A 26,018-nucleotide genomic window follows, 5' to 3' on the forward strand; every position below is an offset into this window, starting at 1 on the left:
GCATGAGCAGTGACACCGGCACCGCGGCCGGCACCGCGACGCCCAGCGCCGAGGGCGCGCTCGAAACCCGGGGCATCGAGCCCGTCCCGGAGAACGAGCGCAACGGCCACCCGATGCAGTTGTTCTGGGTGTGGTTCGCGGCGAACATCTCGATTCTCGGCCTTCCGCTCGGCGCGACGCTGGTGACCGTGCAGAAACTCGCGTTCTGGCAGGCCGCGATCGTGGCCGTGGTGGGTGCGGCCGGTTCGTTCGCGATCGTCGGAGCGGTGTCGGTCGCCGGCCGCCGCGGCGGGGCACCCGGGCTGACGCTGTCCCGTGCGGTGTTCGGCGTGCGCGGCAACGCGGGCCCCACTGTGGTCTCGCTGGTTTCCCGCCTCGGCTGGGAAACGGTGAACACCACGACCGCCGCGTTCGCGCTGCTGTCGTTGTGCGCGATCCTATTCGGCACCGAATCCGGGGCCAAGGACCATCCGGTACTGACCGTCGGATGCATCGTGGTGTTCGTCGTGTGCACAGTCATCGTGTCCGGGCTCGGGCACCGGGTGCTGGTGGCGGTGCAACGCTGGGCGACCTGGGTGTTCGGAGCGCTCAACATCGTCGTCGGGGTGCCGCTGGTGCTGTCGGTGGACTGGCACGCGGTCGGCTCGGCCCCGGCCGCTCCGGTGGGTGCGATGATCGCCGGGATCGGCACCATCGCGGCCGGTACCGGGATCGGCTGGGCGAACGCCTCCGCGGACATGTCCCGCTACCAGTCACCCGCGGCGCGGGCCGGTTCGCTGGTCGCCTCGGCCGCCGCCGGCGCCGGAATCCCGTTGGTGCTGCTGATTTCGCTCGGCAGCCTGCTCTCGGCCGGGGATCCGACGCTGGCGCAGGCCGAGGACCCGGTGGCCGCGATCCGCGGACTGCTGCCGCCGTGGATGGCGGTGCCGTACCTGATCGCCGCCTTCGGCGGACTGCTGCTGTCGAACCATCTTTCGGTGTACTCGGCCGGGCTCACGACGCTGACGCTGGGCGTCCGCATCAAACGCGTGTACGCGGTGGTCGTGGACGTCGTGGTGACCACGGCCGGGGCGATCTACTTCATGCTCATCGCGGACGGCTTCTACGGCCCGTTCATCGCGTTCATCAGCCTGCTCGCCGTCCCGATCACCGCCTGGCTCGGAGTGTTCGCCACGGACATGCTGCGCCGCCGGACCTACGATCCCGGCGCGCTGATGGACCTGAGCCCCGCCGGCCGGTACTTCTACCGCGGGGGCGTGCGGTGGCAGGCGCTGGTGGCCTGGGCGGTGGCGATCGTGGTGGGGTACGAGTTCACCACGGCGGGCACCGGCGAGGACGTGTGGTTCTCCGGGGTGTTCGCGAGCAGCTGGCCGGGGCGGAACGGGCTCGGCTGGGTGATCACCTTCGTCGTCGCGGCGGGTCTGTACGCGGCGTCCGGCGGCATCCGGAAGGCCGCGCGGTGACCGGCCGGCTGGTCCACACCGGGCAGGTGATCGTGGACCTGGTGATGCGGGTCGGCGAGCTGCCGGTCCCGGGCGGAGACGTCTTGGCGGGCAGCCACGGTCTTTCGGCGGGCGGCGGGTTCAACGTGATGGCGGCCGCCGCGCGGTCGGGGGCGCGGGTCCGCTACGCGGGCGCGCACGGCACCGGCCGGTTCGGCGACCAGGCACGTGCGGCGTTGCGCACGGAGGGGATCGAGGTGGACCGGCCACCGAGCGCGGAGCGCGACACCGGCGTGTGCGTGGTGTTGGTGGACCCGAGTGGCGAGCGCACGTTCGTCACCGGTACCGGTGCGGAGGGTTTCCTGCCCGCACACGGCTTTTCCGGCATCGAAACCACTTCGGACGATCTCGTCTACGTCAGCGGTTACAGTCTGCTGCACGAGTCGAACCGTGCTGCGCTCCTGGAGTGGCTGCCCGTGGTGCGCGCGAAGGTGCTGTTCGACCCGGGTCCGCTGGCCGCGGAGATCGACCACGGCACCATGGCCATCGTACTGTCCACTGTGGATATTGTCAGTGGCAACGCACGCGAGGCGCAGTCGCTCAGCGGCACCGACGACCTCGAATCCGCCGCGCAGGTTCTCGCCGAGCGGATCGGCGGTACAGCGGTCGTCCGGAACGGCCCGGCCGGCTGCGTGCTCGCTCACCGTGGCGAACTCCGGGTGGTGCCGGGCTTTCCCGTGAAACCCGTGGACACCAACGGAGCGGGCGACACGCACTGCGGGGTGCTCGCCGCGGCACTGCTGGCAGGTGCGAGCCCGGAAGCCGCCGCGGTGCGGGCGAACGCCGCAGCGGCACTGTCGGTCCTGCGCGAAGGCCCGGCGACGGCACCGGCGGCGGCGGAGATCGACCGGTTCCTGGCGGACTGAGCACGGGCGGAGTCCTGTGCGGACGAAGGTGGCTCCTATCCGAGGGAAAGCCGTTCCGCCATCAGCTCGCCGGTCATGATCGCGGTGAGGTTCGTGTTCGCGCGAGGCACCGACGGGAAGATCGAGGCGTCCACCACGCGAAGCCCGGACACCCCGAGCACCTGGCACTGCGGATCCACGACGGTCGCCGGATCGTCCGGGGAACCCATGCGGCAGGTGCTCGTCGCGTGCTGGGCGTCGACCACGGTGGCCATCAGGTGGTCGTCGAGCCGGGCATCGTCGTCCAGTGCCGCGAACAACCCTTCGTTCGCCGCCTCCAGCGGGCCGTCGGAAATGGCCGCCACCGCGTCGCCACGGGCCAGCTCGGCCAGCGCCCGGATGCCCTCGCGCAGCCGCGCCCGGTCCCGTTCGTCGGACAGCATCGACTCGCGGATCTCCGGCTGGCGCGCGGGATCGGGGGACGTCAGGGTGACCGAGCCGCGGGAGAAGGCCTGGTTCAGCCAGACGCCGAACGCCCCGGCGCCGAACCGCAGGTCCGCGCCCTGCATGGACAGCAGGTTCTGGTTCAGCGACACCAGCATCATGTCGAGGGGCCGGGCTTCCGGCGCACTCCGGTAGCGGACGCAGACGTTGGTGTGCCGGGCATCCGGGGAGGCGATGGCCGATTCCGCGGTGAGCGGAATGGCGATCAGCGCCATCGGGTGGTCCTGCAGTCCGTGGCCCACCGGAAGGTCGGCGAGGACATCGATGTCCAGCGCCCGCAGCTGACTCGCCGGCCCGAGGCCGGAGCGCATCAGGATCCCCGGCGAATGCACGGCTCCGGCACTCACGACGACGAGGTCCGCGGAGTCCTCGTGTGCCCCGTCGGCCGCGAGGTAACGCACTCCGGTCGCCCGGTTTCCCTGCCACAGCACACGATCCACGACCGCGCCGCCGACGATGGTCAGATTTCGGGTGTCACGCGCGGGTTCCAGGTAGCCGTCGTTGACCGTCACCCGCCGGCCGTCGCGGGAGTTGATCGGGTACGGCGAAACCCCCTGCGCGCCCGGTGCGTTGACGTCGTCGGCCCAGCCGTGACCGGCCGCGAGCGCGGCTTCGCACAGCGCGGTGTCGACGGATCCCCAGTCCGCACGCTGCATCCGGTGGATCGGCGTCGGGCCGCCCTGTCCGTGGTACGGGGCCGCGCCGAACAGTTCGTCGTCCTCGAGACGGCAGAAGTACGGCAGGACGTCGTCCGGGGACCAGCCGGTGCAGCCCTGGGCGGCCCAGTCGGAGAAGTCGTCCAGGGGCGGGCGGATCGCGATCTGGCCGTTGATGGCCGAGCTGCCGCCGGTGCCTCGTCCCCGCCAGTACAGCGCGGCTTCCTGCTTGTCGGTGCGGGTGGCGACGACGTCCGGCCAGACCAGGCCGGCGCTGGCCGCCGGCGCCCCGAGCGCACGCCCGGGGTTGGCCGAACGCCACACCTCGGGCATCGCGGCCGAACGGTAGTCGGGGCCGGCTTCCAGCAGCAGCACCCGCCGGCCGGTGGCCGCGAGCCGGGCCGCCAGTGGCGCCCCCGCGGATCCGGCTCCGGCCACGATGACGTCCCAGCCGTTCGGCATACCGACCTCCGTGCCAGGCGACCCCCGCGTGGGGCCGCTCCTGTCCGGCACTATGGCGTGCCCGCGCGGCGGCAGTCAATGCGGGCGGTTTTCGTTGCTGCAGCCGGTTCGGCCGTACACGGGCCGGACGGAGACGAGGGGGCGGCTGTCGAGTACCGGGGTTGACGAGCCCGGTACGGGCGCCGTGGCGCGAGTGAAGCAGCCCGGACGATCCGCCGTCCGGTACGTGATCCACCTTGACCGCCCGGCGTTCAGCTCCGCACCGAATCCCAGCCGTGCGCCAGTAGCCCGAAAATGGCGTCAAGCGCGGCAGTCCGGTCGGCCCGGCCACGGAGCACGGCGGGAATCTCCAGGACGAACCGGGCCAGCGCGAGGCACGCGGGATCGTCCCGCGCCGCCTCGATCTCGCCGGCGATGGCGGCGGCGAGCGCCTCGGTGTGCCGGGTCCACATGCGGTCGGCGTAGGCGCGCAGGACCGGGGTCGAGTCGATCAGCGCGGTGAACTCGGCCAGCCGCGGATGATCCGCGACCGAAGGCCAGGCGGCGAGCACGTGCCGGTGCAGGGCGTCCGGGATGCTCTGGCCGGCGGGCCGCTCGCGTACCGCGGCGACCAGCTCCGCTTCCCGGTCCGCCTCGTGGTCGAACACCAGCGCTTCTTTGCCGCTGAAGTGCTTGAACACGGTGGTGGTGGACACGTCGGCGGCATCGGCGATGTCGCGGATGCCGACCTGGTCGTACCCGGCCTCGAGGAACAGTCGCAGTGCGGCGTCGGCGATCGCTTGCCGGGTGGCGGCCTTCTTGCGTTCGCGGCGTCCGGGTGCAGGCTCGCTCATGTCCGCCAGCCTAGCCGAAGGTGGCACCAGTTGAAAAGTTTACTCGTTGCACTTTTGGTCTCGTTCTGCTCTGCTGGATGCCGACGACTTCCGGCGAAAGGAACACCTCATGACCTCACCCGCGCCCTCGCGGGCAGCACTCGGCATCGTCGGCGCCGGGCCCGGAGGCCTGACCTGCGCCCGCATTCTGCAACGGCACGGCATCGCGGTGACCGTCTACGACCGCGACCCGGGGCCGTCGGCCCGTGACCAGGGCGGCACGCTCGACCTGCACGCGGACAACGGGCAGCTGGCCCTGTACGCGGCCGGCCTGCTCGACGAGTCCTTCGCGCTGGCACGCCCGGAGGGGCAGGAAATGCGGCAGTTCGACCTGCACGGCCGGCTCCGCCGGCAGCACGTCCCGGCCGCCGATGAATTGTTCAAACCGGAGATCGACCGAGGCACACTCCGCGATCTGCTGCTGCGCTCGCTGGCGCCGGGAACCGTGCAATGGGGCCGGACGCTGGAGCGCGTCGGCGGCCCGGCGGACGGACCGCGGCAGCTGCACTTCACCGACGGGACGACCGCGGAGACCGACCTCGTCATCGGCGCCGACGGTGCCTTTTCCCGGGTGCGGCAGGCGCTCTCACCGGCGGTCCCGGAGTACACCGGGGTCGGCTTCCTGGAGGCGTGGTTCTCCGACGTGGAGAAGCGGCATCCGGAGATCGCCGAGGTGGTGGGGCGCGGCCCGTACGTCGGCCGGCCGATCCTCGCCCTCCCGGTACCGCACACCTGGGAGCACAGCCGGTAGGTGACCCTGCTCGGCCACGCCGCGCACCTGATGCCGCCGCTCGGCGTGGGCGTCAATTACGCGATGCTCGATGCCGCCGAACTCGCCCTGGCTCTCGTGAACGCCGCAACGGTTGACGACGCGATCAGTACGTACGAAAAGACCATGCTGCCCGTTCGATCGAAACCGCCACCGCACTGCAAGGCGGTGCCGCGGAACTGCTGGACGCCGGAGTCTTCCCAGAGGAGCTGAACGCCTGAATTCCGTACGCGCCGGGAATACCCTGTGCTGATGCGTACTTTCCCGGCTCGCCCTTCTCATGCGCCCTGACGAGGACTCCTCGCTCCGCGCCGTTTTCGCCGGGCGGCGCGGTCGGTTGCTGGCCGCGTTGCTCTTCACCGAATTCGGCGGTGCGGTGCAGAGCATCGCCTACTCGTCGGTGCTGCCGATCGCGTCGAACGAACTGTCCGGCTCCGCGCTGTACGGCGCGACCCTCGCCGCGGGTTCGTTCACACCATTCTCGTGCTGGCGGCCGGCCCCGGGCCGTTCGCGCGTATGGCGCCCGGCCGGGTGCTGCTGATCGCGACACTGCTGTACCTCGGCGGGGCGGCACTGTGCGTGGGCGCCCCGTCGATGGCCTTCGTACTGGCCGGCACGATCGTGCGCGGGCTTTCCGGCGGACTGCTGGCCGGGTTTGGGATGACCGCGCTCGGCGCGCTGTACCAGGGGGCGGTGCGGACGCGGGTGATGGGGCTGTTCGCGTTGATGTGGCTGCTGCCGTCGCTGGCCGGTCCCGCGGTCAACGCCGTGGTGACGGTGGCCGTCGGCTGGCGTGCCGCGATGGCGTGGCCCGCTGTGCTGATCGTGCTGGGGCGGCTGTTGATCGGCCGGGACGTCGAGCTGATCCCGTGGAAACGTGACCACGCCGAGCGGCTCGAGCTGGGTAACGCGATAGTGCTGCTCGGCGGCTTGGCGGTCGCGACCACCGCGCCCGCGGTGCAGAACCGGGTGGCCGGCACGGTCATGCTGGCCCTCGGGGTGGCGGCCGCGATCGGGGCCGGCTTGCGCATTCTGTGGTCGCAAGTGGACGGTGACCGCGCGCGGTTCCGCATCACCGTCACGATGTTCTGGCTCTGTCTGGCCTTCTTCGGCGGCGGGGGAGCGGTGCCACTGGCCGCGGTGAATGGGCTGGGCCACGGGATTGTCGCGAGCAGTGTCGCCGTCGGTGCGGGCCTGGTCGCGTGGGCGCTGACCGGCCTGCGCCGCTCCGGTGGCCGCGCGTTGCCCGGTTTGCTGCTGGTGACGGTGGCGCTGGTCCTGGAAGTGGTCCCGCAGCTGCCGGTCACCGGCCCAGTGCCCGCGTTGCCGATCCTGGTCACGGCGTGGGCGCTGGCGGGGCTGGGTATGGGATTGAGCTACGCCCCGGTCTCGTCGTCGGTGTTCGACGGCGTGCGCACCGAGGAAACCCCACGGCTCGGTATCGCGATCGCCTTCGCCGAAACGGCCGGCACCGCAGTCGGCGCCCTGCTCAGCGGCGGCGTCTTCTCGACGGCGACTTCCCTCGGCACGAACGTCCGCGGGGCGGTGATCTGGTCCTTCGGACTCCTCGCCGCGGCCGCGGCGGTCGCGGTCGCCGCCCACCGGCGTGGCCGTCCACAATGGAGAGACTGAACGTCTGTGCCGTCCCTCGAGATTCGCGCAGCCCGCCGCCGCGGTCCGGTCGGATCGGACACGGCGGCGGGCGTGTCCCGTGCCGTCAGTAGATGTTCGTGTCGGTGAACGAACTTTCGTGGCTGTTGATCTGCGCGCGCAGGGCCAGCTGGTCGAACACCCGGACCTCTCGGACGATCCGGCCTTGCTGGACGAGGAACTGCGAGATGCCCATCAGATCGACCGGGCGGCCGGTCAGCGGCCCGAAATCGGCGACGCCGCGGTAGCTGCCCTTCATCACCCACACCACGGCGATCCGCAGCCCGCCGTAGCGTCCGGCCTGGTTGGTCTGGACGTCGCGGACCTCGAACCGGGCATCCGGGAACGGCGCCACCTGGGCGAGTAGATCCCGCTGGTAGCCGTCCGGCCGGATGACGGTCCGGTCGCCGACGGTGTGCAGGAACAGATCGCGCGGCATGTAGTCGGTGACCTTGTGCAGCCGCCGGGCGTTCCAGACCTCCTCGATGAACTCGAGCACCATCTCGCACTCCGGACGGAAATCGTCAGCGCGGGGCCCGCTGTCTCCCACGGCCAGCACGTCGGCCGGGGCGGGTGCGGTCATCGAGCCCTCGTACCCGCGGAAGGCCATGTCACGGGCGGCTTCCGCCGGGTCGAGGCCGCGCTGCAGGCAGCTGGCGAGTTCGTCGCGAACCACCCATTCCTCCACCATCCGGCCGCGGCGGTAGAGGCAGTTGGCGATGGTGCGCTGGCGGATCGGCACCGGCACACCGCCGACGAGGTGCGTGTCGCTGGAGAAGACCAGGTGCGAGCTGAGGAAGGCGTCGTCGCCGCGGGTTTCCCAGATCACGTCCTCGGCCTGCCCGACGTGCTGCGGCACCTGCGCGATGCGCATCAGGCTGCCTTCGATGACCCCGTCACGTCCGGCGATGGTGCCGAGCCCGCCGTGCACGATCGAATCCGGCTCGTAGTTGTCGGTGATGTAGGAGATGTCGCGCTGGACCCAGATGCGGTCGGTCACCTCGCGGATGAAATCGTCCGGATCCTGGTAGGGACGGTAGGCGACCGGATCGAGTGGCATGGGTCTTCCCTTCGTGGCACGGCGGCGATTGCCCGGCACTGTATCCGTATGCACTATGCCGGGCAAGGCGGAGTCCGCCCCGGTTTCCGGCGTGGATCACCACGATCAGGCGCGGAAACGCTCGGTCATTGCCGCCTTGACCCCAGGGCCCGGTCCTTCTATGTTGCACATCATACGTATGCAGACGGCCGAGCCGTCGGGACATCCTCGCGACACACACTGGAAACGGGACACACACTGGAGGTGTCATGTCCACCGTCGTGCCGACCACTGCCGCTCCCGCCGATCCGGCCGGACGCCGTAAGGTCATCCGCCGCGCGATCCTCGCGGGCAGTATCGGGAACTTCGTCGAACAGTTCGACTACGGCTTGTACGGCTATCTCGCGCCGGTCCTCGCCTCCTCGTTCTTCCCGGCCGCCGACCACACCGCGAGCGTGCTGAGCGCCTACGCGGTGATCGCGATCGCCTGCCTCGTCCGGCCGCTGGGCGGCAGCCTGCTGGGCCGGTGGGGCGACCGGTTCGGCCGCAAGAGGGTACTGCTGTGGACGATCGTGTTCATGGGGGTGTCCACCGCCGCGATCGGGGTGCTGCCCACCTACGACCGGATCGGCCTGGCCGCACCGGTGCTGTTGCTGGTGTTCCGCGTCGTGCAGGGGATGGTCGCGGGCGGGGAGTACGTGGGCGCGGTCGCGTTCGTGGTCGAGTGGGCGGAGCCGCGACGCCGCGGGTACTACACCTCCTACGCGTCCAACAGCTGCTTCCTGGGCATCCTCGCCGGTGCCGGGGTCGCCGCGCTGGTGAGCGCGCTGTTCAGCGACGCGGCGCTGCACAGCTGGGGCTGGCGGATCCCGTTCCTCGCCGTGCTGCCGCTGTCGGCGGTGGGGTTGTGGCTGCGGCGCCGGATCGACGAGTCACCGGAGTTCATGGCGGCCACCGAGCAGGGCACGGACGTGGTCGCGGCGCCGTTCCGCGAGGCGCTGCGTACGCAGTGGCGGCCGATCCTGGTGTTCTGCGGGGCTTCCTCGATGCTGGCGATCCTGTCCTACACCTGGGTCACCTTCTATCCGGAGTACCTGACGGACACGCTGCACCTGTCGCAGTCGAGCGCCTTGCTGTCGAACGCGATCTCGGTCGCGGTGCTGATCCCGCTGCTGCCGCTGGCCGGCGCGCTCTCCGACCGGATCGGCCGCAAGCCGATGCTGATCACCGGCGCGGTGGCCTGCATCGTGCTGGTGCCGCTGGCGTTCCGGGTGGGCGAGGGCGGCACGTTCACCGCCGCCGTGCTGAGCCAGCTGATCTACCTGATCCCGGAGTTCTTCCTCACCGGGATCGTCACCGTCTGCGCGGCCGAGCTGTTCGCGACGCGGACCAGGTTTAGCGCCAGTTCGATCGCCTACAACTGCTCGTTCTCCATCTTCATGGGCATCACGCCGTTCGTCGGGACCCTGCTGGTGTCGTCCTTCGGCACGATCTACGCGGTGTGGGTCTACCTCGGGGTGGCCGCGGTGCTGGCGCTCGTGGTGATCACCAGGTTCATGACCGAGACCTACCGCAGCGATCTGTCCGCGGACAAGTTCGCGCGCTGAGTCCGGTCTGCTCACGCCTCCGGCGGCTCCTGCATCGGCAGGGGCCGCCGGTGTTCGAGCATCGGGTTGCGCAGCAACAGGTCCACGGCGAGCCGGGCGAGTTCCCCGGTGGCCGGGGACAGCTGGGTGTGCTGCCGGTGCACGAGCGCGAACGTGTTGTGCAGTGGCGGATCGAAGGTCGTCGTGTGCAGCGGCAGCCCTTCGGTGCGCAACAGCCGCTCGGCGACCGCCCGGGAGAGGAACGTGTCGCCCACCCCGCGGGCCACCAGGTGCAGGGCTGCCTGGGCCTGCTCGACCTCAGCGAACGGTTCGATCCGCACGCCGGCCGCCTGGGCGCGCCCGGCCAACTGGAGCCGGTCCGGGTCCGTCCAGCCCGCGTGCGCGTCGTAGAGCACCATGCGCCGCCCGGTCAGCGTGGTGATGTCCACCGGCTCGGTGACGTGTGCCGGATTCGCTGACACGTAAAGAACTTCGTCCCGCGCGAGTGGGGTGACTGTCAGGCCGGCGGGCGTGACCGGGAGAACCACGATGCCGGCTTCCAGATCCCCGGCGGCGACGGCCTCGGCGACCACCGCGGCGTTCACCCCGACCAGCCGGACGCGTACGTCCGGATACGCGGCGGCGAATTGCTCGCCCAGTTCGGCCAGCAGGTAGAAGTCGGCGTTGCGGAACAAGCCGAGGGAAGCCACCCCGCCGGTCAGGCCGCGTACCGCCTTCACCGTGTTCTCGGCGTTTTCCGCTGCGTTCACCGTCTGCCGCGCGTACGGCAGCAACTGATCGCCGGCGGAGGTCAGCGCGAGCCGGCGTCCGCCCCGGTGGAACAGCTGCAGACCGCATTCGTCCTCCAGCCGGCGCACCAGCTCCGAGATCGCGGCCTGGGTGTAACCGAGCGCGGTACCGGCCGCGGTGAACGAACCCAGCTCGGCAGCGGCGACCAAGGCCCGCAATTGCGTCAGCGTCACAAGGAAATCCTATAGCTCATCCCACGAAGGGCAAGGTAGTGCCGAGGGGCGGTGGCAGTTAGCTTTCCGGGCATGTACTTCACCGAAACCACCCGGCGCCGGTTCGACGGCCGGTTCACCGCCGTCAAGACGCCTGCGGCCGGCGGCACACCCGCACAGCGCGACCCTGCCGTGATCGAGACGGTGACCCGCATGCTCGAACGGATCCGCGCCGACGGGCTGGACGCGGTGACCCGGTACGCCACCGAGCTCGACAACTACGACGGCAGGCCGCTGGAGATCACGCGGGAGGAGATGCGCGAAAGCGGCACGGCGCTGCCGGCAGACCTGCGCGAGGCGATCGAACTCGGCGCCGCGCGGACCGCGGCGTTCGCCCGTGCGTCGCGTTCCGCACTGCGGGACATGGAAGTCGAGCTGGAGCCCGGACTGGTCGCCGGCTACCGCTACGTGCCAGTGCAGCGCGTCGGTGCGTACCTGCCCGCGGGCCGATTTCCGTTGACTGCCAGTGCGTTCATGACCGTCAACGTCGCGAAGGCCGCGGGTGTGCCGTCGGTCGTCGCTTGCACACCGCCGCAACCGCACGGCGGTCCGAACCCCGCGGTTCTCTACGCCGCGTACGTGTCCGGGGTCGACCGGGTCTTCCTGCTCGGCGAGGTGCAGGCGCTCGCGTCGATGGCCTTCGGCCTCGTCGGAGACGCCCCGGTGGACATGCTCGTCGGCGCCGGCAACGCTTTCGTGGCCGAGGCCAAGCGACAGCTGTTCGGCACCGTCGCGATCGATCTGCTCGCCGGCCCCTCCGAGGTCGCGGTCCTCGCCGACGAAACGGCCGATGCCGAACTGGTCGCCGCCGACCTGCTCGGCCAGGCGGAGCACGGCCCGGATTCGCCCGCGGCGCTCATCACGACCAGCGCCGAGCTGGCGGCCCGCGTCACCGCGGAGGTCGACCGGCAGCTCGGGACCCTGGCGACGGCACCGATCGCCGGCCCGGCGTGGCGTGACCACGGCTCGGTCACGGTCGCGGCCGACCGCGAGACCGCGGCCGCACTGATGGACGACCTCGCCCCGGAGCACTTGGAGGTCCAGACCGCCGAGGACGACTGGTACCACGACCGGCTCACCGCGTACGGATCGCTGTTCCTCGGACCGTGGAGCACGGTGGCCTACTCGGACAAGGGAATGGCCGGAACGAACCACGTGCTGCCCACCGCGGGCGGGGCCAGGCACAGCGCCGGACTGTCCGTGTCGCGGTTCGTCCGGCCGCTGACCTACCAGCGCGCCGCGCGGGAGGCGACACCCGCGCTCGCCGACGCGGTCGAGGTCATCTCCGCCTCCGAGGGGATGGCCGCCCATCGCGCCACGGCCACCCTGCGGACCGGGCGGTTCGCCGAGTCCTCCCCGGTGACGGACTGAGTCAGCGTGCCGCGTGCGTGCCGCGCGGCACCAGCACCGGGGCGAAGCTGACCCGTCGGGGTGCCACGGACGCGGTCCCGGCGAGGCGCTCGACCAGTAGTTCCGCCGCGGCCTGGGCCATCCCGTCCAGGTCGTGGCGGACGGTGGTGAGGCCGAAGGTCTCCCAGGAGGCCATCGGCAGATCGTCGAACCCGATCACGGTCAGGTCGCCGGGCACGGCAAGCCCGAGGCGCCGCGCCGCGTTCATCGCGCCGATCGCGATCACGTCGTTGCCGCAGAAGACCGCGGTGGGCCGGGGCCGCTGCCCGGCCAGCTCGAGCAGGCCCTCGTAGCCGGTGCCGTAGTCGAAGGGGCCACGGCGCACCCGTTCGCGAGGCAGCCCGACCCCGGCCTCGGACAGGCCCACCCGGAACCCCAGTTCGCGGTCGCGCCCGGTGGTGGTGTCCGCCGGTCCGCCGAGCAGGCCGACCTCGTGGTGCCCGAGCCGGACCAGCTCCTCGGCGGCCAGCCGGCCGCCCGCCTCGTTGTCGACCACCGCCGCGTCCCCGAGACCGGTCCCGGTCTCCCGGTTGAGGAAGACGAACGGCAGCCCGCGTCGGGTGAGCTCGGCGGGCAGCGCGGAGCCGAGCACCGCGGTGGTGAGCACGACCCCGTCGATCGAGCGGTCCAGCAGCCGTTCGGTCTCCAGCGCGGTCTCGCTGCGCTCGGTGAACAGCATCATCCGGTACCCGTGCTGCTCGAGCCGGTCGTGCAGCGGCTCGATGAGGTACGGGTAGAACGGGTTCGTCAGGTCGGTCACGACCACCCCGATCCGCCGGGTCGAGCGGGTGGACAGGCTGCGCCCGGCCTCGCTGGGCACGTAGCCGAGTGCTTCGGCGGCCTCGCGCACCCGGGCCCGGGTCGTCTCGGACACCCGGTGGTCGCCGCGCAGCGCGCGGGACACCGTCGGCTGGGAGACCCCGGCGAGCCGGGCCACGTCATGGCTCGTGATCGACATCGACGGTCCCTTCCCCGAAACCGGTTGTTGCATACGGATCCTAGCTGAATCGGTGCGGGCCTTCACGGGGCCTGCTCGGCGCGTCGGAGTCTTGACAGAACGCGGCACGGATGATGGTCTGCATACGTATTAACAAGCTGCTTCGGGAGGGTGTCATGACCAACGGCGAGGGCTGGGTCTCGGCCGGGGAGCTGAGCCGCCGCACGATCCGGCGGGCCGATTTCGTGTCGTGTGACCAGGCGTTCATCGACTGCCGGACGCCCGGGTCGGACCGCAAGGAGAACTACTCGATGATCGGGCCGGGGGTGACCCAGAGCGCCGACCAGGTGGTGAACCTGCGCGAGGCGCACGGGTTCAACATCGGCGCCGCGGCGATGCCGAACGGGATCGTCAACAACCTGCACCTGCACTTCACCGCCGAGGTCTTCCTGTGCTTCCGGGGCGAGTTCCTGCTCCGCTGGGGCGCCGAGGGACAGCAGGGCGAGCTGGTGCTGCGCGAGGGTGACATCGCCTCGATTCCCACCTGGATCTTCCGCGGCTTCACCAACATCGGACCGGACGACGGCTGGCTGTTCACCGTCCTAGGCCACGACGACACCGGCGGGATCATCTGGGGCCCGTCGGTGCTGCGCGAGGCCGGGGGACACGGCCTGCACCTCACCGCGGACAACCGGCTGGTCGACACCGTGGCCGGCGACCCGATGCCGGACCCGGGCGAGCTGGTGGCGCCGATGGCCGCCGAGGACATCGCGGCGCTGCCCTCCTACAGCGCGGAGCAGCTGCGCCGCCGGGTGGTGACCACCGGTGACCTCGACTGGTCCGGGCACGCCCTGCTGGGCAGCGTGCTGCCCGGCGGACGTGCGGAGCTGGCGCCGGTGATCGGCTTCGGGATGACCGAGGACCGGATGCAGGAGCCGCGGATCTACCACCCGCACGGGCACAACGTGGCGTGGCTGCGTGCCGCGCCGGGGGAGGGCGTGCCGGCGCACCGCCACGACGAGACGCAGGTGCTGCTGGTCAAGGACGGCGAGTGGGAGGTGACGCTCAACCGGCACGACGAGGTGAGCGTGCGGCTTGGCCCGTGGGACATGCTGTCGGTGCCACGCGGGGCGTGGCGCAGCGTCCGCAACGTCTCCGGGGACACCGCCACGCTGCTCGTCGTCAACAGCGGGGACGGGCGCGTCCGCGTGGAATGGGACGAGGAGGTGGTCAAGGCCGCCGCGGACGCCGGAACCGGCCTGGACCACAACGGGTACCTCGCGCCGTACCACCTGCTGCCCCGGCCCGTCGGCCGGTGAACCCGGCCGACCGTCCGCCGGTCGTGTTCGTGCCGGGCATGCTCTGCGACGCGGACCTCTGGTCTGCGGTCGCGCCGCGGCTCCCCGGGCGCGTGGTGCACGTGGCGATCACCGCGCCCGGGATCGGCGGCATGGCCGAGCAGATCCTGTCGGCGGTCGAGGGGCCGTTCGTGCTCGCCGGGCTGAGCCTCGGGGCGATCGCCGGTTTCGAGGTGGCCCGGCGGGCACCGGAGCGGCTGGCCGGGTTCTGCGCGATGTCCACCAACGCCGGCGCCCCGACGCCCGAGCAGCTGGCCGGATGGGCGGAGCTGGCCGGACGCACCGGGTGCGGCGAGTTCGAAACCGTTGTCATTGAAGAAATCCTGCCCACGATGTTCGCCGGCCGGGTGCCGGCCCCGGCGCTGGGTGAGCAGTTCCTGGCCATGGCCCGCCGGATCGGGCCCGCCGTGTTCCGTGCACAGCTGGCCGCACAGGCCACCCGGCGGGACGCGCTCGCCGCGATCGCCGGATTGCACTGTCCGGTCCTGGCGCTGTGCGGCGCGCGGGACGCGTTGTGCCCGCCGGAGTTCCACCGCGCCATCGCCGCGCAGGCGCGCGACTCGGCCTTCCGGGTTCTGCCGGATGCCGGGCATCTCCTGCCGGTCGAGGCGCCGGAGGCCACAGCCGCGTCGCTGGCCGATTGGCTGTGCGAAATCCCATCCCTGCAACTGTATGAGGAGCCCCCATGTCCGAGGTCCTGAAATCCGCGGTGCCCGCCGCGCAGGTCGCCGCCGAGCGGGACGACGTCAGCGAGCGCGTCCGCGGCATCATCGCCGACATCCGGGACCGCGGTGACGCCGCCGTGCGCGACTACTCGACGAAGTTCGACTCGTGGTCGCCGGAACGGTTCCGGCTCTCCGCCGGGGAGATCGAGCGGATCGTCGCCCGGGTGCCCGGGCAGGTGCTCGACGACATCCGGTTCGTCCAGGACCAGGTGCGCACGTTCGCCGGCCACCAGCGGGAGTCGCTGCGCGAGTTCGAGGTGGAGACCCTGCCAGGGGTCCACCTGGGACAGAAACACGTCCCGGTGTCCGCGGCCGGTGCCTACGTGCCGGGCGGCCGGTACCCGCTCACGGCGTCGGCGCACATGACGATCGTGACGGCGAAGGTCGCCGGAGTGCCCCGGGTCGCCGCGTGCACACCGCCGATCCGCGGCGAGATCCCGGAGGCCACCGTCGCCGCGATGCACCTGGCCGGTGCCGACGAGATCTACCTGCTCGGAGGGGTGCAGGCGGTGGCCGCGCTCGCCGTGGGCACCGAAACGATCGGAGGCGTCGACCTGCTCGCCGGGCCGGGCAACGCCTACGTCGCCGAAGCCAAGCGGCAGCTGTTCGGTGAGGTCGGGATCGACCTGTTCGCCGGACCGACCGAGGTGCTGATCGTCGCCGACCACACCGCCGATCCGTTCGTCGTCGCGGTGGACCTGCTGTCCCAGGCCGAGCACGGACCGGATTCCCCCGCGGTGCTGATCACCACCTCGGCCGCGCTCGGGCGGGAGGTGCTCGGGCACGTCGAGGCGTTGCTGCCGGGCATGCCCACCCGGGACTTCGCCGGCCCCGCCTGGCGGGACCACGGCGAGATCCACGTCGTCGGCTCCGTCGACGAGGCGTTCGCGCTGGCCGACAGCTACGCCGCCGAGCACGTCCAGGTGCTCACCGAACAGCCGCGGCAGGCGCTGGAGAAGATGCACGACTACGGCGCGTTGTTCCTCGGGCCGGGTACCTGCGTGTCCTACGGCGACAAGGTGATCGGGACGAACCACGTGCTGCCCACGCGCGGCGCCGCCCGCTACACCGGCGGGCTGTGGGTCGGCAAGTACCTGAAGACAGTGACCTATCAGGAGGTGACCAACAGCGAGTCGAGCGTGCGCCTCGGCGAGGTCTGCGGGCGTGCCGCGCGGGTCGAGCTGTTCGAGGGGCACGCCCGTTCCGGGGACGTGCGGGCGGCGGAGTTCCGCCGCGGCGAGTTGTCGTGGAACCCGGCGTGACGGCCCCGCTCGCCGGCCGCACCGCGCTCGTCACCGGTGGTGGCAACGGGCTGGGCCGCGCCATCGCCGAGGCGTTGGCCGGCGACGGCGCACGCGTCGTCGTGGCCGGGCGGAACAAAACGGCCCTCGACGCGGTCGTGGCGGCTTTGCCGGTTCCGGGCCGTGCCGCGGTGTGCGACGTCTCCGACGCCGGATCGGTCGCCGCGCTCTCCGCCGAACTGGCGGACGAGGAGATCTCGGTCCTGGTGAACAACGCCGGGGTCGCGGGACCGGTGCGGCCGCTCACCGAGGTCGAACCACAGGAGTGGGACGAGGTCTTCGCCGTCAACGTCCGCGGCGTCTACCTGATGTGCCGGGCCTTCCTCCCGGCGATGGTCTCGCGCGGAGCGGGCGACGTCGTGAACATCGCGTCGGTCAGCGGGAAACGGCCACTGCTGCGCCGCACGCCCTACTGCGCGTCGAAAATGGCGGTGATCGGCCTGACCACCACGCTCGCTGCCGAGGTCGGGCCACTCGGGGTGGCGGTGAACTCGCTGTCGCCCGGACCGGTGGACGGGCCGCGGATGACGCGCAACTTCCGGCTGGAGGCCGAACGCACCGGAGTTTCCGTCGACGAAGCGGAGCGCGCGTTCACCAGCCGGGCGGCGCTCGGCCGGATGGTCACCGAGTCCGAGGTCGCGGCCGCGGTGCTCGCGATGCTCGCGATGCCAGGGCTGTGCGCGGCCGACATCGACCTGTCCGCGGGAATGGTGGCCCGGTGAGCACGCTCAAGCAGCGTCTCGGCTCCGGGGAACGACTGCTCGGCGGGTTGCTGCGGCTGCCGTCGGAGTTCCTGGTGGAGCTGGCCGGGGTGGCCGGGTTCGACTTCGTGGTGCTCGACTGCGAGCACGGGCCCGCGGACCTGGTTCCCTTGCAGCAGCACGTGATCGCCGCCCGGGCGCACGGCCTCGGCGTGCTGGTGCGGGTCGGGAGTGGCGAACCGGCGCTCGTGCTGCGCGTGCTGGATCTCGGCGCGGACGGGGTGATCGCGGCGCACGTCGACACCGTGGACCAGGCGCGGGAAACGGTCGCGGCGGCGCACTACCCACCACTGGGCGGGCGTGGGTTCGCGACCTACAGCCGCGCGGGACGATTCGGCGCCCGCGGGATCGCCGAGCACCTCGAACGCACCGCGGAGACCACGGTGGTGGTGCCGATGATCGAAACGCCCGAGGCCGTCGCGGCCGCTCCGGAAATCTTCGCGGTCCCCGGCGTCGACGCGGTTCTCGTGGGACCGGCCGACCTGTCCGTCGCATCAGGACTGACCGGCGGCGCGTCCGAGCCCCGGGTTCGCCAGGCACTGCGCGATGTCGCGGCGGCGGCCGAGCGCGTGGGCAAGCCGATGGTGAGCATCGTCGGCAGTGCGCGCGAAGCGGAGGACGCGCCACCGGGTGCGGTGGTGTACAACCTGGCGCACGTACTGCTCGGCACGTTCCGGGAGCTTGCCGAGCCGGGGCGGCGTTCGTGAGGTGCGGTCCGGCGGCTCGGTAAGGCTGACGGTGACAGCCGCGGTGCGGGCCGGTGCCGGTGTCCGGGCTGACCGGTGCCCGAGGCGTATCGGCCCTCGGTGCTCGACGGCCCGGTCCGCGCTGCCCGGCTGACCGGTCCTCGGGCTGTACGGTCCCGGTTCCCGGATGGACGCGTCTCGCCCAGTCCGTGGGAACACTGGTGCCGGGCCGGTGACCGGATCCATGCTGGCGGAGCGGGCGCGGCCGGGCCACTGTTGGTCGTCCACTGTTGATCGTCCACTGTGGAGGGGCGGAGTGGTGGAACGGGGTACCGGCGTGATCGTGCACGGCGAATCCGCCGAACTGGATCTGCTGGCCTGGACCTCGGATGCGGCCGGCCGGCCGGGCCGGTGGCTCGGACCGGACGAGGCGGTCGAACGGTGGCCCGGGATCCGGTACGGGAAGCGGATCTTCTTCCATCCGCTGGGCGGCAGCCTGGACACGTCGGCGGCGACGGCCGCCTTGCGGCGGGGGAGCAGCCGGGTGGACGGGCTCGAGATGCGTGGCGGCGAACAGGTCACCGCGATCGAGGCCCGCGGTGACGAATGGGTCGAAGTGCGCAGCGACCAGGGCGGATACCGGGCGCGGCGGGTCGTGGTGGCGGCCGGGGTCGCCTCGGCCCGGCTGACGGCCGGTCTCGTGCCGGTTCCGCCGCTGTTCTCGGTGCGCGAGGAGGCGGTGGACTTCGCGGCGGTACGGAGCGGTCTGGAATGGCCGGTGGTCCGCCACGTACTCGGCGGGACGCAGCGGGCCATCGGTGGCTTCCCGGCGTCGGTCCGAGGGGTCCCGTGCGCACGGGGCGGGCTGCGCGCACGGTTTGAAGTGTCCGTTGTGGATGATGACGGGCGGTCCGCGCGTCGCGGCGATACGCGCGAGAGCACCTGCCGGGCCTGGAAACCACCCCGGAACCCGAAACCGCGCGCGGTTACGCCTTCACCCGGCAACCGGTGCTCGCGAGGGTGGGCCCGGCGGTGGCTGTGGCGGGGTTCGCCGGAGACCAGTTCGCGATGCTGCCCGTGGTGGGTCGTGCGGTGGCCGAGGTGTCGATGACAGTCGATCCGGATCGCAGCGGCTTGGTGCTGTGCGTCCGGTGGGGCTTCAGCGGGCCACCGTCGTCGCCACGAGGTCGCGGCCCAGTTCCGGGTGGAGGGCGCCGGCGCTGTTGAGGCGGGCGTCGTGGAACCAGCTTTCGTCGGCTTCCGGGTGGGGGCCGACCACGCCGACCTTTCCCTTGCCGTACGGGGTGACCGCGGCCGCGACGGCGCCGGTCGGGTAGGTCGCGAGGACGGTCGCCGGGGCGCTGGGTTCCAAGGTGAACAGCGGGCCGTCCTGGAAGTACATCTGCCGCCGTTCGCCGCGCCACGTCACGGGCAGGACGGTGTCGCGCGTCGAGCGCAGGTGCGCGCCTTGCGAGCCGATGTACTGGTCGGTGTCGCCGGGCAGGAAACCGAATCCGGGCGACCGGCCGGCGAGGTAGCCGCCCAGGCAGAAGCCGAGGTAGTTGCCGCCGCCGCGGACGTAGTCGCGCAGGTCCCCGGCGTGCTCGCGCATCCTCCGCCACGCCGGATCGAGACCGCCGCCGCCGGGCTGCGCGTAGAGCGCGGCTTTCGCCAGGGAGTCCGCCGTGAGCGGGTACTCCTCGTCGGGTCCGGTGTAGGCGACGCGGTACTGACTGCCGAGCAGCGCGGCGACCGCTTCCGGGCAGCCCTCCGTGGACGCCGGTCCGCGGTAGACGAGCGCGAGCGGCCGCGAATCGGGGGCGAACACCGTGATGCCGGCCGCGGTCAGGCCGGCGGCGCCGGTCAGGACCCCGGCGCCCAGCAGGAACCGCCGCCGGTCCATTAGGCACCCTCCCCGGCCGGTGCCCTCCGCAGCCGCGGCAGGCGCATACCGTTCCCCGCCCAGCGCCGTGCCCGCGACGACACCGCCGAGACGAGCGCTTCGAGCGGGCCGCGTCCGGCGGTGGCCCGCCAGCCCAGCCCGATCAGCAGCACCGCGACGGCCTGCACCACGTATCCGGTGCCCGGACCGTAGACGTCATAGGCGGAATTGATGAACATGATGTGCGCGGTGTAAAGCGTGAGCGTCATGCTCCCCGCCGCGGCAAGCGGTTTCTGGACGACGCCGATGATCCGCCGCGGCCACTTCGCGGTCACCTGCCCGGCCAGCAGCATCAGGCCCAGCAGGGCGACGGCCGTGCCAATGGTACTCAGCAGGTCGGGCGGAGTGCTGGTGTGCGGCGAGTCGACGGCCAGCCACCACCAGCTCACGGTGGGGACCGTGCCATCGCCGCCGAGGGCGAGCACCTCCTGGGTCTCGGGTCCGGTCAGGATGCTCTGCGGGATCGTGGCCTGGATCTGCGTCAGCCCGCCGTAGTGGTGCAGCAGGACCCAGGACGCCGTGATCGCCGCGACCGCGAGGGCGCTCCCGCCGGCCACCAGCCAGGCCGCGACCCTGACGCGGGCGAGCGTCAGCCGGCCGACGAAGATTCCGGCGCACAGATAGGTCATCCACGGCAGCGCCGGGTACTCACCGGTGAGCGACAGCTCGGACAGCAGGCCCACCGGGTCGTGCAGCAGATAGCCGAGCGTCGGATTGTCCAATGTGGCCGGTGGCAGCCGCGCCAGCGCGAAGTGGCTCAGCACCGGTACGCCGCCCGCGAGCAGCCCGCCGGTGACCGCGACCGCCCAGGTCGGCAGGAACACCACCGGGATGGCGAGCAGGAACATCACCGCGTAGTACGGCAGGATCACCGCGCCCAGCGAGGAATCGGTGTAGCCGAGCGCCAGCCCGATCGCGAGGATGGTCACGGCCCGGGCGACGAGCGCGGCGGCGGTCGGCAGCCCGTCGGCCACGCGAACCCGGCGGCGGCCGGTCAGGAACGCGATGCCGACTCCGGCCAGCACCGCGAACGTCGCCGCCGCCCGGCCGCCGAAGACGGCGAACGACCAGGTCGGATTGCCCTGCCCGTCGGACTCGTACAGTGAGTGCACGGCCATCATGCCGAGCAACGCGATCCCGCGCGTGGCGTCGACGCCGGTGAGCCGCGCCTTCACCGGCCGCTCGCCATCACGGCGTCGACCAGTTCGTGCGCGGCCGGGTGGCTCGATGCGGGCACCGCGAGGCCGGCGTCGGTGAACCAGTCCTCGGTGGCCTCCGGATGCGGCCCGGCCACGCCGACCCGGCCGGCACCGAACGGCGTGGCCAGCGCGGCGATCCGGCCGTTGCGGTAGGTCGCGACGATGTCCGCCTCGGCGCCCTCGTGCAGCCAGAAGTACGGGCCGTCCTGGAAGAACAGCGTCCGGCGCCGGCCACGCCAGTGCACGTCGATCAAGGCGTCGCCGTCGGTGTCCAGTTCGGTCCCGGCGGAGTCGATGTACTGGTCGGTGTCCCCGGGCAGCAGGCCGAACCCGGGCGTCGCGCCGGCGAGGTAGCCGCCGAGGCAGAACCCGAGGTAGCGGCCGCCGCGGTGGACGAACGCGCGGAGCTCGTCGCGATGTCCGCGCAACTGCTTGAAGGCCTTCTTCACCGTGCCGCCGCCCGGCTGCGCGTACAGCGTGGCGGCGTCCAGTGTGGACTGTCCGAGCGGGATCCGTTCGCGGGGGCCGACGTAGCGGACGTCGAAGTCCCACGGGCTTTCCCGGAGGACCCCGGCGACCGCCTCCGGACAACCGTCGAGGGTGGCGGGTCCGCGGTACACGAGGGCGAGTGGCCGGTTCACGAGGCCGCTCCCGCCGCGGCGAGCCCCTGTGCCGGAATGCCGTGCCAGCTCGTCCTGGCGGGCAACTGCTCACCCTTCATCAGCAGGGACAGCGAACCCAGCGAGACCTGCTCGCCGACCACGGAGTCGTACAGCACGATCGCGCGGGTACCGACTGTCGCACCAGGTTCCACGGTCACGTGCGACATCTTCATCACGCGGTCCTCGAACAGGTGGGTCTGCAACGAGGATTCCGTGCCGACACAGGCGTCGTCGCCGATCCGGACGAGGTCGAACTCGGTCAGGTAGGTGGTGCCGATCCAGGTCCGGTGGCCCACCGACACCCCGAACCAGCGCAGCAGCGCGGGCAGGAACGGCGTGCCGACGAGCATTTCCAGCCCGGCCGGGACCGCCGCGGCCTCGTAGAGCCCGGTGACGAATTCGGCGCGGCGCACGAACCGGCTCCACAGGGGTTCGACGCGCGGCCGGTAGCTGCCGATGAGATTGCGTTTGGTGGCCGCGCAGAATCCGATCACCGCGAGGCTCGCCGCGATCGCCACGACCGGTGAGACGAACGCCGGGATCGGCAGGTAGTTGCCCTGCGCCAGACTGGACAGCACGAGCAGGTACAGGTAGAAGCTCATGCCGAGCAGTGCGGCGGGCAGGGTGGCGCGGCAGAACTCGATCGCCAGCCGGTGCGCGACGACCCGCCGCGGCGGCCGGAACGTCTGCTCCTCCGGGAACGAGCCGCTGTCCTGGCGCCGCGGCAGGTGCATCGCCGGCGAGCCGAGCCACGAGGTGCCCTCCGGTACCCCGTCGTGCGGTGGAACCGTGCTGACGCCGACGAGGGAACCGTCGCCGAGGCGGGAGCCGGAAGGGACGAACGCGGCGTTGCCGATGAACGCCCGGCTGCCCACCGACGTCGGCAGGAACGTCATCCGTCCGTTGGCGAACGTCGCGCAGCCGACGCTGGCCATGTCGGCGACGAAGCTTTCCTGGCCCAGGGTCAGCAGGTCCGGGTCGAGGTGGGCGGCGGTGGAGACCTCGGCACGGCGGCCGATGTGCGCGCCGAGCAACCGCAGCCACGGCGTCGTGTAGAGCGTGGCGTACAGCGAGTTCGTGAACAGGAGGCTGAATTCCAACAGCTTGTCCGAGATCCACTTGCGCACGCCGAGCCAGCTCCGCACCGGGTGGACGCCGACCGGAACGCGGGGGAGTACCAGCCGTTTCCCGAGCGCGACGACCACGCACACGGTGAGCACGAAGACCGGGCCCGCGGCCAGCGTGGCGAGGAGTCCGGCGAGCACCCCGTAGTTCAGCAGCGCCCACCAGACCAGCGCGACCCCGGGGACGATCATGGCGATCGCGCCGATCTCCAGGCCGAGCAGCCCGGCGGCCGCGGCGAGGTAGTGGTCGGCCCGCCAGCCGTGCAGTCTGCCCCTCGCGGCCAGCATGGCTTCCGCGGCCGGTTCGAGCTCCGCGGCCGGTGCGGCGGGCGAGCCGCTCCGGCGCTGTCCGGCGTGGATCGTGCCGCCCTCACCGAGTACCGACTGCTCACCGAGCGCGGCTCCGGCCGCCAGCGTCGTCCCGGGTTCGAGGACGGAGTTCGCCCCGACGAAGGCACCGGCCCCGATGGTGATCGGTGCCACGGTGACCCAGCCGTCGGCGACCCGCCACGGCCGCAGCACCACGCCGTAGCCGACCGAAGCGTTGCGGTCGATGCGCACCAGCGCCGGCAGGGTGATCGAACTGGTCGCGATCGTGGTGCGGCCGCCGACCCGAGCGCCGAGCACCCGCAGATAGGCCGGCATCAGCGGGGAACCGCTGACCACCGGCAGCGGCCCGACGGCGAGCACGAGATCCAGCAGCCACAGCCGCAGATAGGTCGGTCCCCACAGCCGGTAGCGGCCCGGCCGGATCCCGGCGGCCAGCGGACGGGCCAGCAGCAGCGGCACCAGCCAGCGCACGCCCAGGTAGCTGATCAGGATCGCGGCCAGCAGCTGCACGAGCACCGGCACCGAGACCTCACCGTCGTTCTGGGTGTACACATAGGACACCGGGAGCGTGATGACCAGGAGCAGCAGGTAGATCGCGACGAGTTGGATCGCGCCGGCGGCACCGATGCGCCGCCGGCGATGCCGGATCGGCGCCGGGCGCGCGGCCACCTCGGCCGGTGCGGTCCCGGAGTCCGCGCTCAGCGCGGCCATCCCGCGGACGGTGGGGTGCGCGTAGAGGTCGCGCACGGCGGTGTTCGCCCCGGCGGGATGCTGCCGCAGCGCCGAGACCACCCGTGCCGCCAGCAGCGAGTGCCCGCCGAGGTCGGCGAAGAAATCCGCTTCGACGGAGAGACTGCTCTCCTCGATGCCGAACACCTGGGCCCAGGCAGCGCGCACCCGGACTTCACTTTCGTTCGCGGGCACCACGACCGGACCGCCGGCCGACGCCAGCCGACGCCCGCTCGGCGCCGGGAGCCGCGACCGGTCCACCTTGCCGCTGGGCATGACCGGCAGCGCGGGAAGGAAGTCGAGGTAGCCGGGGACCATGTAGCCGGGCAGGCGGTCGCGGGCCGCCGAGTGCAGCCGGCCGATCAGATCGTCGTCCTCATTTCCGGTCGCGGACACGACGTAGGCGACCAGCTCGGGATCGCCGTCCTCGGTCACCGGCTTCATCGCGGCCACCGCCTCGGCGATGTCCGGGTCCTCCATCAGCACGCTTTCGATCTCTCCGAGATCCACGCGGTGACCACGGATCTTGACCTCCGCGTCGGCGCGGCCCAGGTATTCGACCTCGCCGCCGGCGGTCCAGCGGCCGAGGTCCCCGGTGCGGTACAGCCGTCCGCCGGGCGGGGCCAGCGCGTGCTCGATGAACCGGTCCGCGGTCAGGTCCGGGCGCCCGGCGTAGCCGCGGGCGACGCCCGGACCGCCCAGGCAGATCTCGCCGATCTCCCCGTCCGGCACCGGCTCGCGATCCTCGTCGAGCAGGACGACGGAGTACGTCGGCAGCGGCCTGCCGATGGTCACCGGCCGGCCGGGCAGCAGCTCACCCCAGGTCGCGGTGACGGTGGCTTCGGTCGGGCCGTAGGTGTTGAGGATCCGGCGGCCGGGACGGCTCCAGCGTTCGACCAGCTGGGCCGGGCAGGCTTCGCCACCGACCAGGATGCCGCGCAGCAGCGGGAGGTCCCGCGGGATCGTGGCGAGCAGGGTGGGCACGCAGTAGAGCATCGTGACGCGGGCCTGTTCGAGGAAACCGGCCAGCTCGGCGCCGAGGCGGCGGGAGTCGTTCGGACCGGCCACCAGCGTCGCGCCGGCCGACCAGGTGGGCCAGATCTCCTCGATGGAGAAGTCGAACGAGATGGTCATGCCCTGGTAGACCCGGTCGGTCTCGCGCACGTCGTAGATCCGCGGGACGACGTCGAGGAAGTTCGTGATGCTCGACTGCCCGACCTCGACGCCCTTGGGCCGGCCGCTGGAACCGGAGGTGTAGATGACGTAGGCGACCGGATCGTCGGCGCCGTCGGGCTCAGGACGGTGTGCCGGGGCCGCGGCGAGTTCGGCGGCCGCGGTGTCCAGTTCCAGCACCGCGCAGCCGACCCCGGCCGCCCGCACCGCGTCGGCGGCCAGGTCCGCGGTCGTGAGCAGCAGGTCGACGCCGGCGTCCTCGGTGAGGTAGGCGATGCGGTCCGGCGGCGAGGCCGGGTCGATCGGCACGAAGGTGCCGCCGGCCTTTCCGACGGCCAGCAGTGCGGCATACGTGTCGAACGAACGCCGCAGCAGGATGGCGATCCGGGCGCCGGTGCCGCACCGGCCGAGCAGCAGGTGCGCCAGCCGGTTCGCCCGGGTCTCCAGTGCGGCGTAGGTGAGAGTGCGGCCCTCGCAGTCGACCGCGACCGACTCCGGGACCCGGTCCGCCGACGCTTCGAAGACGTGGTGCAGCCGCCGTGTGCCGGGGCTTCGGAGAATGTCCGGGACATCGGGAACGAGCGTGGGGGTGCGAATGTCCAGATCCGGGGTGAGTTCCGCCCCGGCGATTCCCTGATGCACGAAACTCATGCCCCTCGATGGTGAAAACCTGGATGACTGTCACCATCGAGAATTGCTTCGGCGATGTTACGCCGAGAGAAAATTTCCCACTGCTGCGGAATGGTACTTCGGGAGTTTGCCCCGGAAAACTCT

At 71.7% G+C, this 26,018-nt stretch carries 23 protein-coding genes; 14 read left to right on the forward strand and 9 right to left on the reverse strand.

The features are described from left to right. Positions 1-2 precede the first annotated feature (2 nt). Together BJY18_RS04475 and BJY18_RS04480 are read left to right on the forward strand one after the other, a co-directional pair. Positions 3-1,463, forward strand: a complete 1,461-nt coding sequence (locus BJY18_RS04475) for a purine-cytosine permease family protein (RefSeq protein ID WP_184777897.1) — start codon at positions 3-5, stop codon at positions 1,461-1,463. Continuing rightward, complete coding sequence (locus tag BJY18_RS04480; RefSeq protein ID WP_184777899.1) at positions 1,460-2,368, forward strand: PfkB family carbohydrate kinase; 909 nt, start codon at positions 1,460-1,462, stop codon at positions 2,366-2,368. The genes BJY18_RS04475 and BJY18_RS04480 overlap by 4 nt, the downstream gene beginning before the upstream one ends. 35 nt (positions 2,369-2,403) lie before the next feature. Here the strand turns inward: BJY18_RS04480 and BJY18_RS04485 are convergent, their stop codons facing one another. Then, the gene (locus BJY18_RS04485; RefSeq protein ID WP_184777901.1) at positions 2,404-3,969 is read right to left on the reverse strand and encodes a GMC family oxidoreductase; all 1,566 of its coding nucleotides are present in this window, start codon (positions 3,967-3,969) and stop codon (positions 2,404-2,406) included. Between the two features lie 251 nt (positions 3,970-4,220). Beyond that, on the reverse strand, positions 4,221-4,802 hold the full coding sequence (locus BJY18_RS04490; RefSeq protein ID WP_184777903.1) for a TetR/AcrR family transcriptional regulator: 582 nt from the start codon (positions 4,800-4,802) through the stop codon (positions 4,221-4,223). 109 nt (positions 4,803-4,911) lie between these two features. Here BJY18_RS04490 and BJY18_RS04495 point away from each other — a divergent pair, with 109 nt between their 5' ends. The 4 genes from BJY18_RS04495 to BJY18_RS04505 all read left to right on the forward strand — a co-directional run bounded on the left by BJY18_RS04495 (position 4,912) and on the right by BJY18_RS04505 (position 7,242). Continuing rightward, complete coding sequence (locus BJY18_RS04495; RefSeq protein WP_246458766.1) at positions 4,912-5,592, forward strand: FAD-dependent oxidoreductase; 681 nt, start codon at positions 4,912-4,914, stop codon at positions 5,590-5,592. Continuing rightward, positions 5,593-5,823 (forward strand): FAD-dependent monooxygenase, encoded by a 231-nt coding sequence (locus tag BJY18_RS36635; RefSeq protein ID WP_312873737.1) that lies wholly within the window; start codon positions 5,593-5,595, stop codon positions 5,821-5,823. It begins immediately after the preceding gene. 67 nt (positions 5,824-5,890) lie between these two features. After that, positions 5,891-6,151, forward strand: a complete 261-nt coding sequence (locus BJY18_RS04500; protein WP_184777905.1) for a hypothetical protein — start codon at positions 5,891-5,893, stop codon at positions 6,149-6,151. Continuing rightward, positions 6,127-7,242: an MFS transporter gene (locus BJY18_RS04505; protein WP_184777906.1), complete on the forward strand. Its 1,116-nt coding sequence runs from the start codon at positions 6,127-6,129 to the stop codon at positions 7,240-7,242. The genes BJY18_RS04500 and BJY18_RS04505 overlap by 25 nt, the downstream gene beginning before the upstream one ends. Before the next feature lie 85 nt (positions 7,243-7,327). Here BJY18_RS04505 and BJY18_RS04510 read toward each other — a convergent pair whose 3' ends face one another. Beyond that, positions 7,328-8,320: a nuclear transport factor 2 family protein gene (locus tag BJY18_RS04510; RefSeq protein WP_184777908.1), complete on the reverse strand. Its 993-nt coding sequence runs from the start codon at positions 8,318-8,320 to the stop codon at positions 7,328-7,330. Positions 8,321-8,568: 248 nt separating this feature from the next. Here BJY18_RS04510 and BJY18_RS04515 point away from each other — a divergent pair, with 248 nt between their 5' ends. Beyond that, a complete protein-coding gene (locus BJY18_RS04515) occupies positions 8,569-9,906 on the forward strand; it encodes an MFS transporter (RefSeq protein WP_184777910.1) in 1,338 nt (445 codons plus the stop codon). Between the two features lie 11 nt (positions 9,907-9,917). Here BJY18_RS04515 and BJY18_RS04520 read toward each other — a convergent pair whose 3' ends face one another. After that, entirely contained in the window at positions 9,918-10,868 is a 951-nt protein-coding gene (locus BJY18_RS04520) for a LysR family transcriptional regulator (RefSeq protein ID WP_184777912.1), read from the reverse strand. A gap of 72 nt (positions 10,869-10,940) precedes the next feature. On the opposite strand from BJY18_RS04520, the gene hisD (BJY18_RS04525) reads away from it, so the two are divergent. Then, a complete protein-coding gene (gene hisD / locus BJY18_RS04525; protein ID WP_184777914.1) occupies positions 10,941-12,278 on the forward strand; it encodes a histidinol dehydrogenase in 1,338 nt (445 codons plus the stop codon). A gap of 1 nt (position 12,279) precedes the next feature. Here the strand turns inward: hisD (BJY18_RS04525) and BJY18_RS04530 are convergent, their stop codons facing one another. Beyond that, on the reverse strand, positions 12,280-13,275 hold the full coding sequence (locus BJY18_RS04530; protein ID WP_184777916.1) for a LacI family DNA-binding transcriptional regulator: 996 nt from the start codon (positions 13,273-13,275) through the stop codon (positions 12,280-12,282). Between the two features lie 155 nt (positions 13,276-13,430). Here BJY18_RS04530 and BJY18_RS04535 point away from each other — a divergent pair, with 155 nt between their 5' ends. From BJY18_RS04535 to BJY18_RS04560, 6 genes are all read left to right on the forward strand, one after another. Next, positions 13,431-14,573: a cupin domain-containing protein gene (locus BJY18_RS04535; protein ID WP_184777918.1), complete on the forward strand. Its 1,143-nt coding sequence runs from the start codon at positions 13,431-13,433 to the stop codon at positions 14,571-14,573. Beyond that, positions 14,570-15,313, forward strand: coding sequence for an alpha/beta fold hydrolase (locus tag BJY18_RS04540; protein WP_312873738.1), 744 nt, complete (start codon positions 14,570-14,572; stop codon positions 15,311-15,313). Before BJY18_RS04535 ends, BJY18_RS04540 begins: the two co-directional genes overlap by 4 nt. After that, a complete protein-coding gene (hisD, locus tag BJY18_RS04545) occupies positions 15,298-16,599 on the forward strand; it encodes a histidinol dehydrogenase (RefSeq protein ID WP_184777922.1) in 1,302 nt (433 codons plus the stop codon). Before BJY18_RS04540 ends, hisD (BJY18_RS04545) begins: the two co-directional genes overlap by 16 nt. Then, positions 16,596-17,360: an SDR family NAD(P)-dependent oxidoreductase gene (locus BJY18_RS04550; RefSeq protein WP_312873739.1), complete on the forward strand. Its 765-nt coding sequence runs from the start codon at positions 16,596-16,598 to the stop codon at positions 17,358-17,360. The genes hisD (BJY18_RS04545) and BJY18_RS04550 overlap by 4 nt, the downstream gene beginning before the upstream one ends. After that, positions 17,357-18,106 (forward strand): HpcH/HpaI aldolase family protein, encoded by a 750-nt coding sequence (locus tag BJY18_RS04555; RefSeq protein WP_184777926.1) that lies wholly within the window; start codon positions 17,357-17,359, stop codon positions 18,104-18,106. Before BJY18_RS04550 ends, BJY18_RS04555 begins: the two co-directional genes overlap by 4 nt. A gap of 295 nt (positions 18,107-18,401) precedes the next feature. Continuing rightward, positions 18,402-19,196 carry an FAD-dependent oxidoreductase gene (locus BJY18_RS04560; RefSeq protein ID WP_184777928.1) on the forward strand — a complete coding sequence of 265 codons (795 nt, stop codon included), beginning with the start codon at positions 18,402-18,404 and terminating at the stop codon, positions 19,194-19,196. A gap of 48 nt (positions 19,197-19,244) precedes the next feature. Here the strand turns inward: BJY18_RS04560 and BJY18_RS04565 are convergent, their stop codons facing one another. Genes BJY18_RS04565 through BJY18_RS04580 form a run of 4 tightly spaced genes read right to left on the reverse strand, consistent with a single transcriptional unit; the run spans position 19,245 to position 25,895 of the window. After that, a complete protein-coding gene (locus BJY18_RS04565) occupies positions 19,245-19,988 on the reverse strand; it encodes a BPL-N domain-containing protein (protein ID WP_184777930.1) in 744 nt (247 codons plus the stop codon). Further along, positions 19,988-21,202, reverse strand: a complete 1,215-nt coding sequence (locus tag BJY18_RS04570) for a heparan-alpha-glucosaminide N-acetyltransferase domain-containing protein (protein ID WP_312873740.1) — start codon at positions 21,200-21,202, stop codon at positions 19,988-19,990. The genes BJY18_RS04565 and BJY18_RS04570 overlap by 1 nt, the downstream gene beginning before the upstream one ends. Next, positions 21,199-21,867, reverse strand: coding sequence for a BPL-N domain-containing protein (locus BJY18_RS36640; RefSeq protein WP_184777932.1), 669 nt, complete (start codon positions 21,865-21,867; stop codon positions 21,199-21,201). Before BJY18_RS36640 ends, BJY18_RS04570 begins: the two co-directional genes overlap by 4 nt. Then, positions 21,864-25,895: a Pls/PosA family non-ribosomal peptide synthetase gene (locus BJY18_RS04580; protein WP_184777934.1), complete on the reverse strand. Its 4,032-nt coding sequence runs from the start codon at positions 25,893-25,895 to the stop codon at positions 21,864-21,866. Before BJY18_RS04580 ends, BJY18_RS36640 begins: the two co-directional genes overlap by 4 nt. Positions 25,896-26,018: the final 123 nt, after the last annotated feature.

This window comes from Amycolatopsis jiangsuensis (assembly GCF_014204865.1).
Lineage (GTDB): Bacteria > Actinomycetota > Actinomycetes > Mycobacteriales > Pseudonocardiaceae > Amycolatopsis > Amycolatopsis jiangsuensis.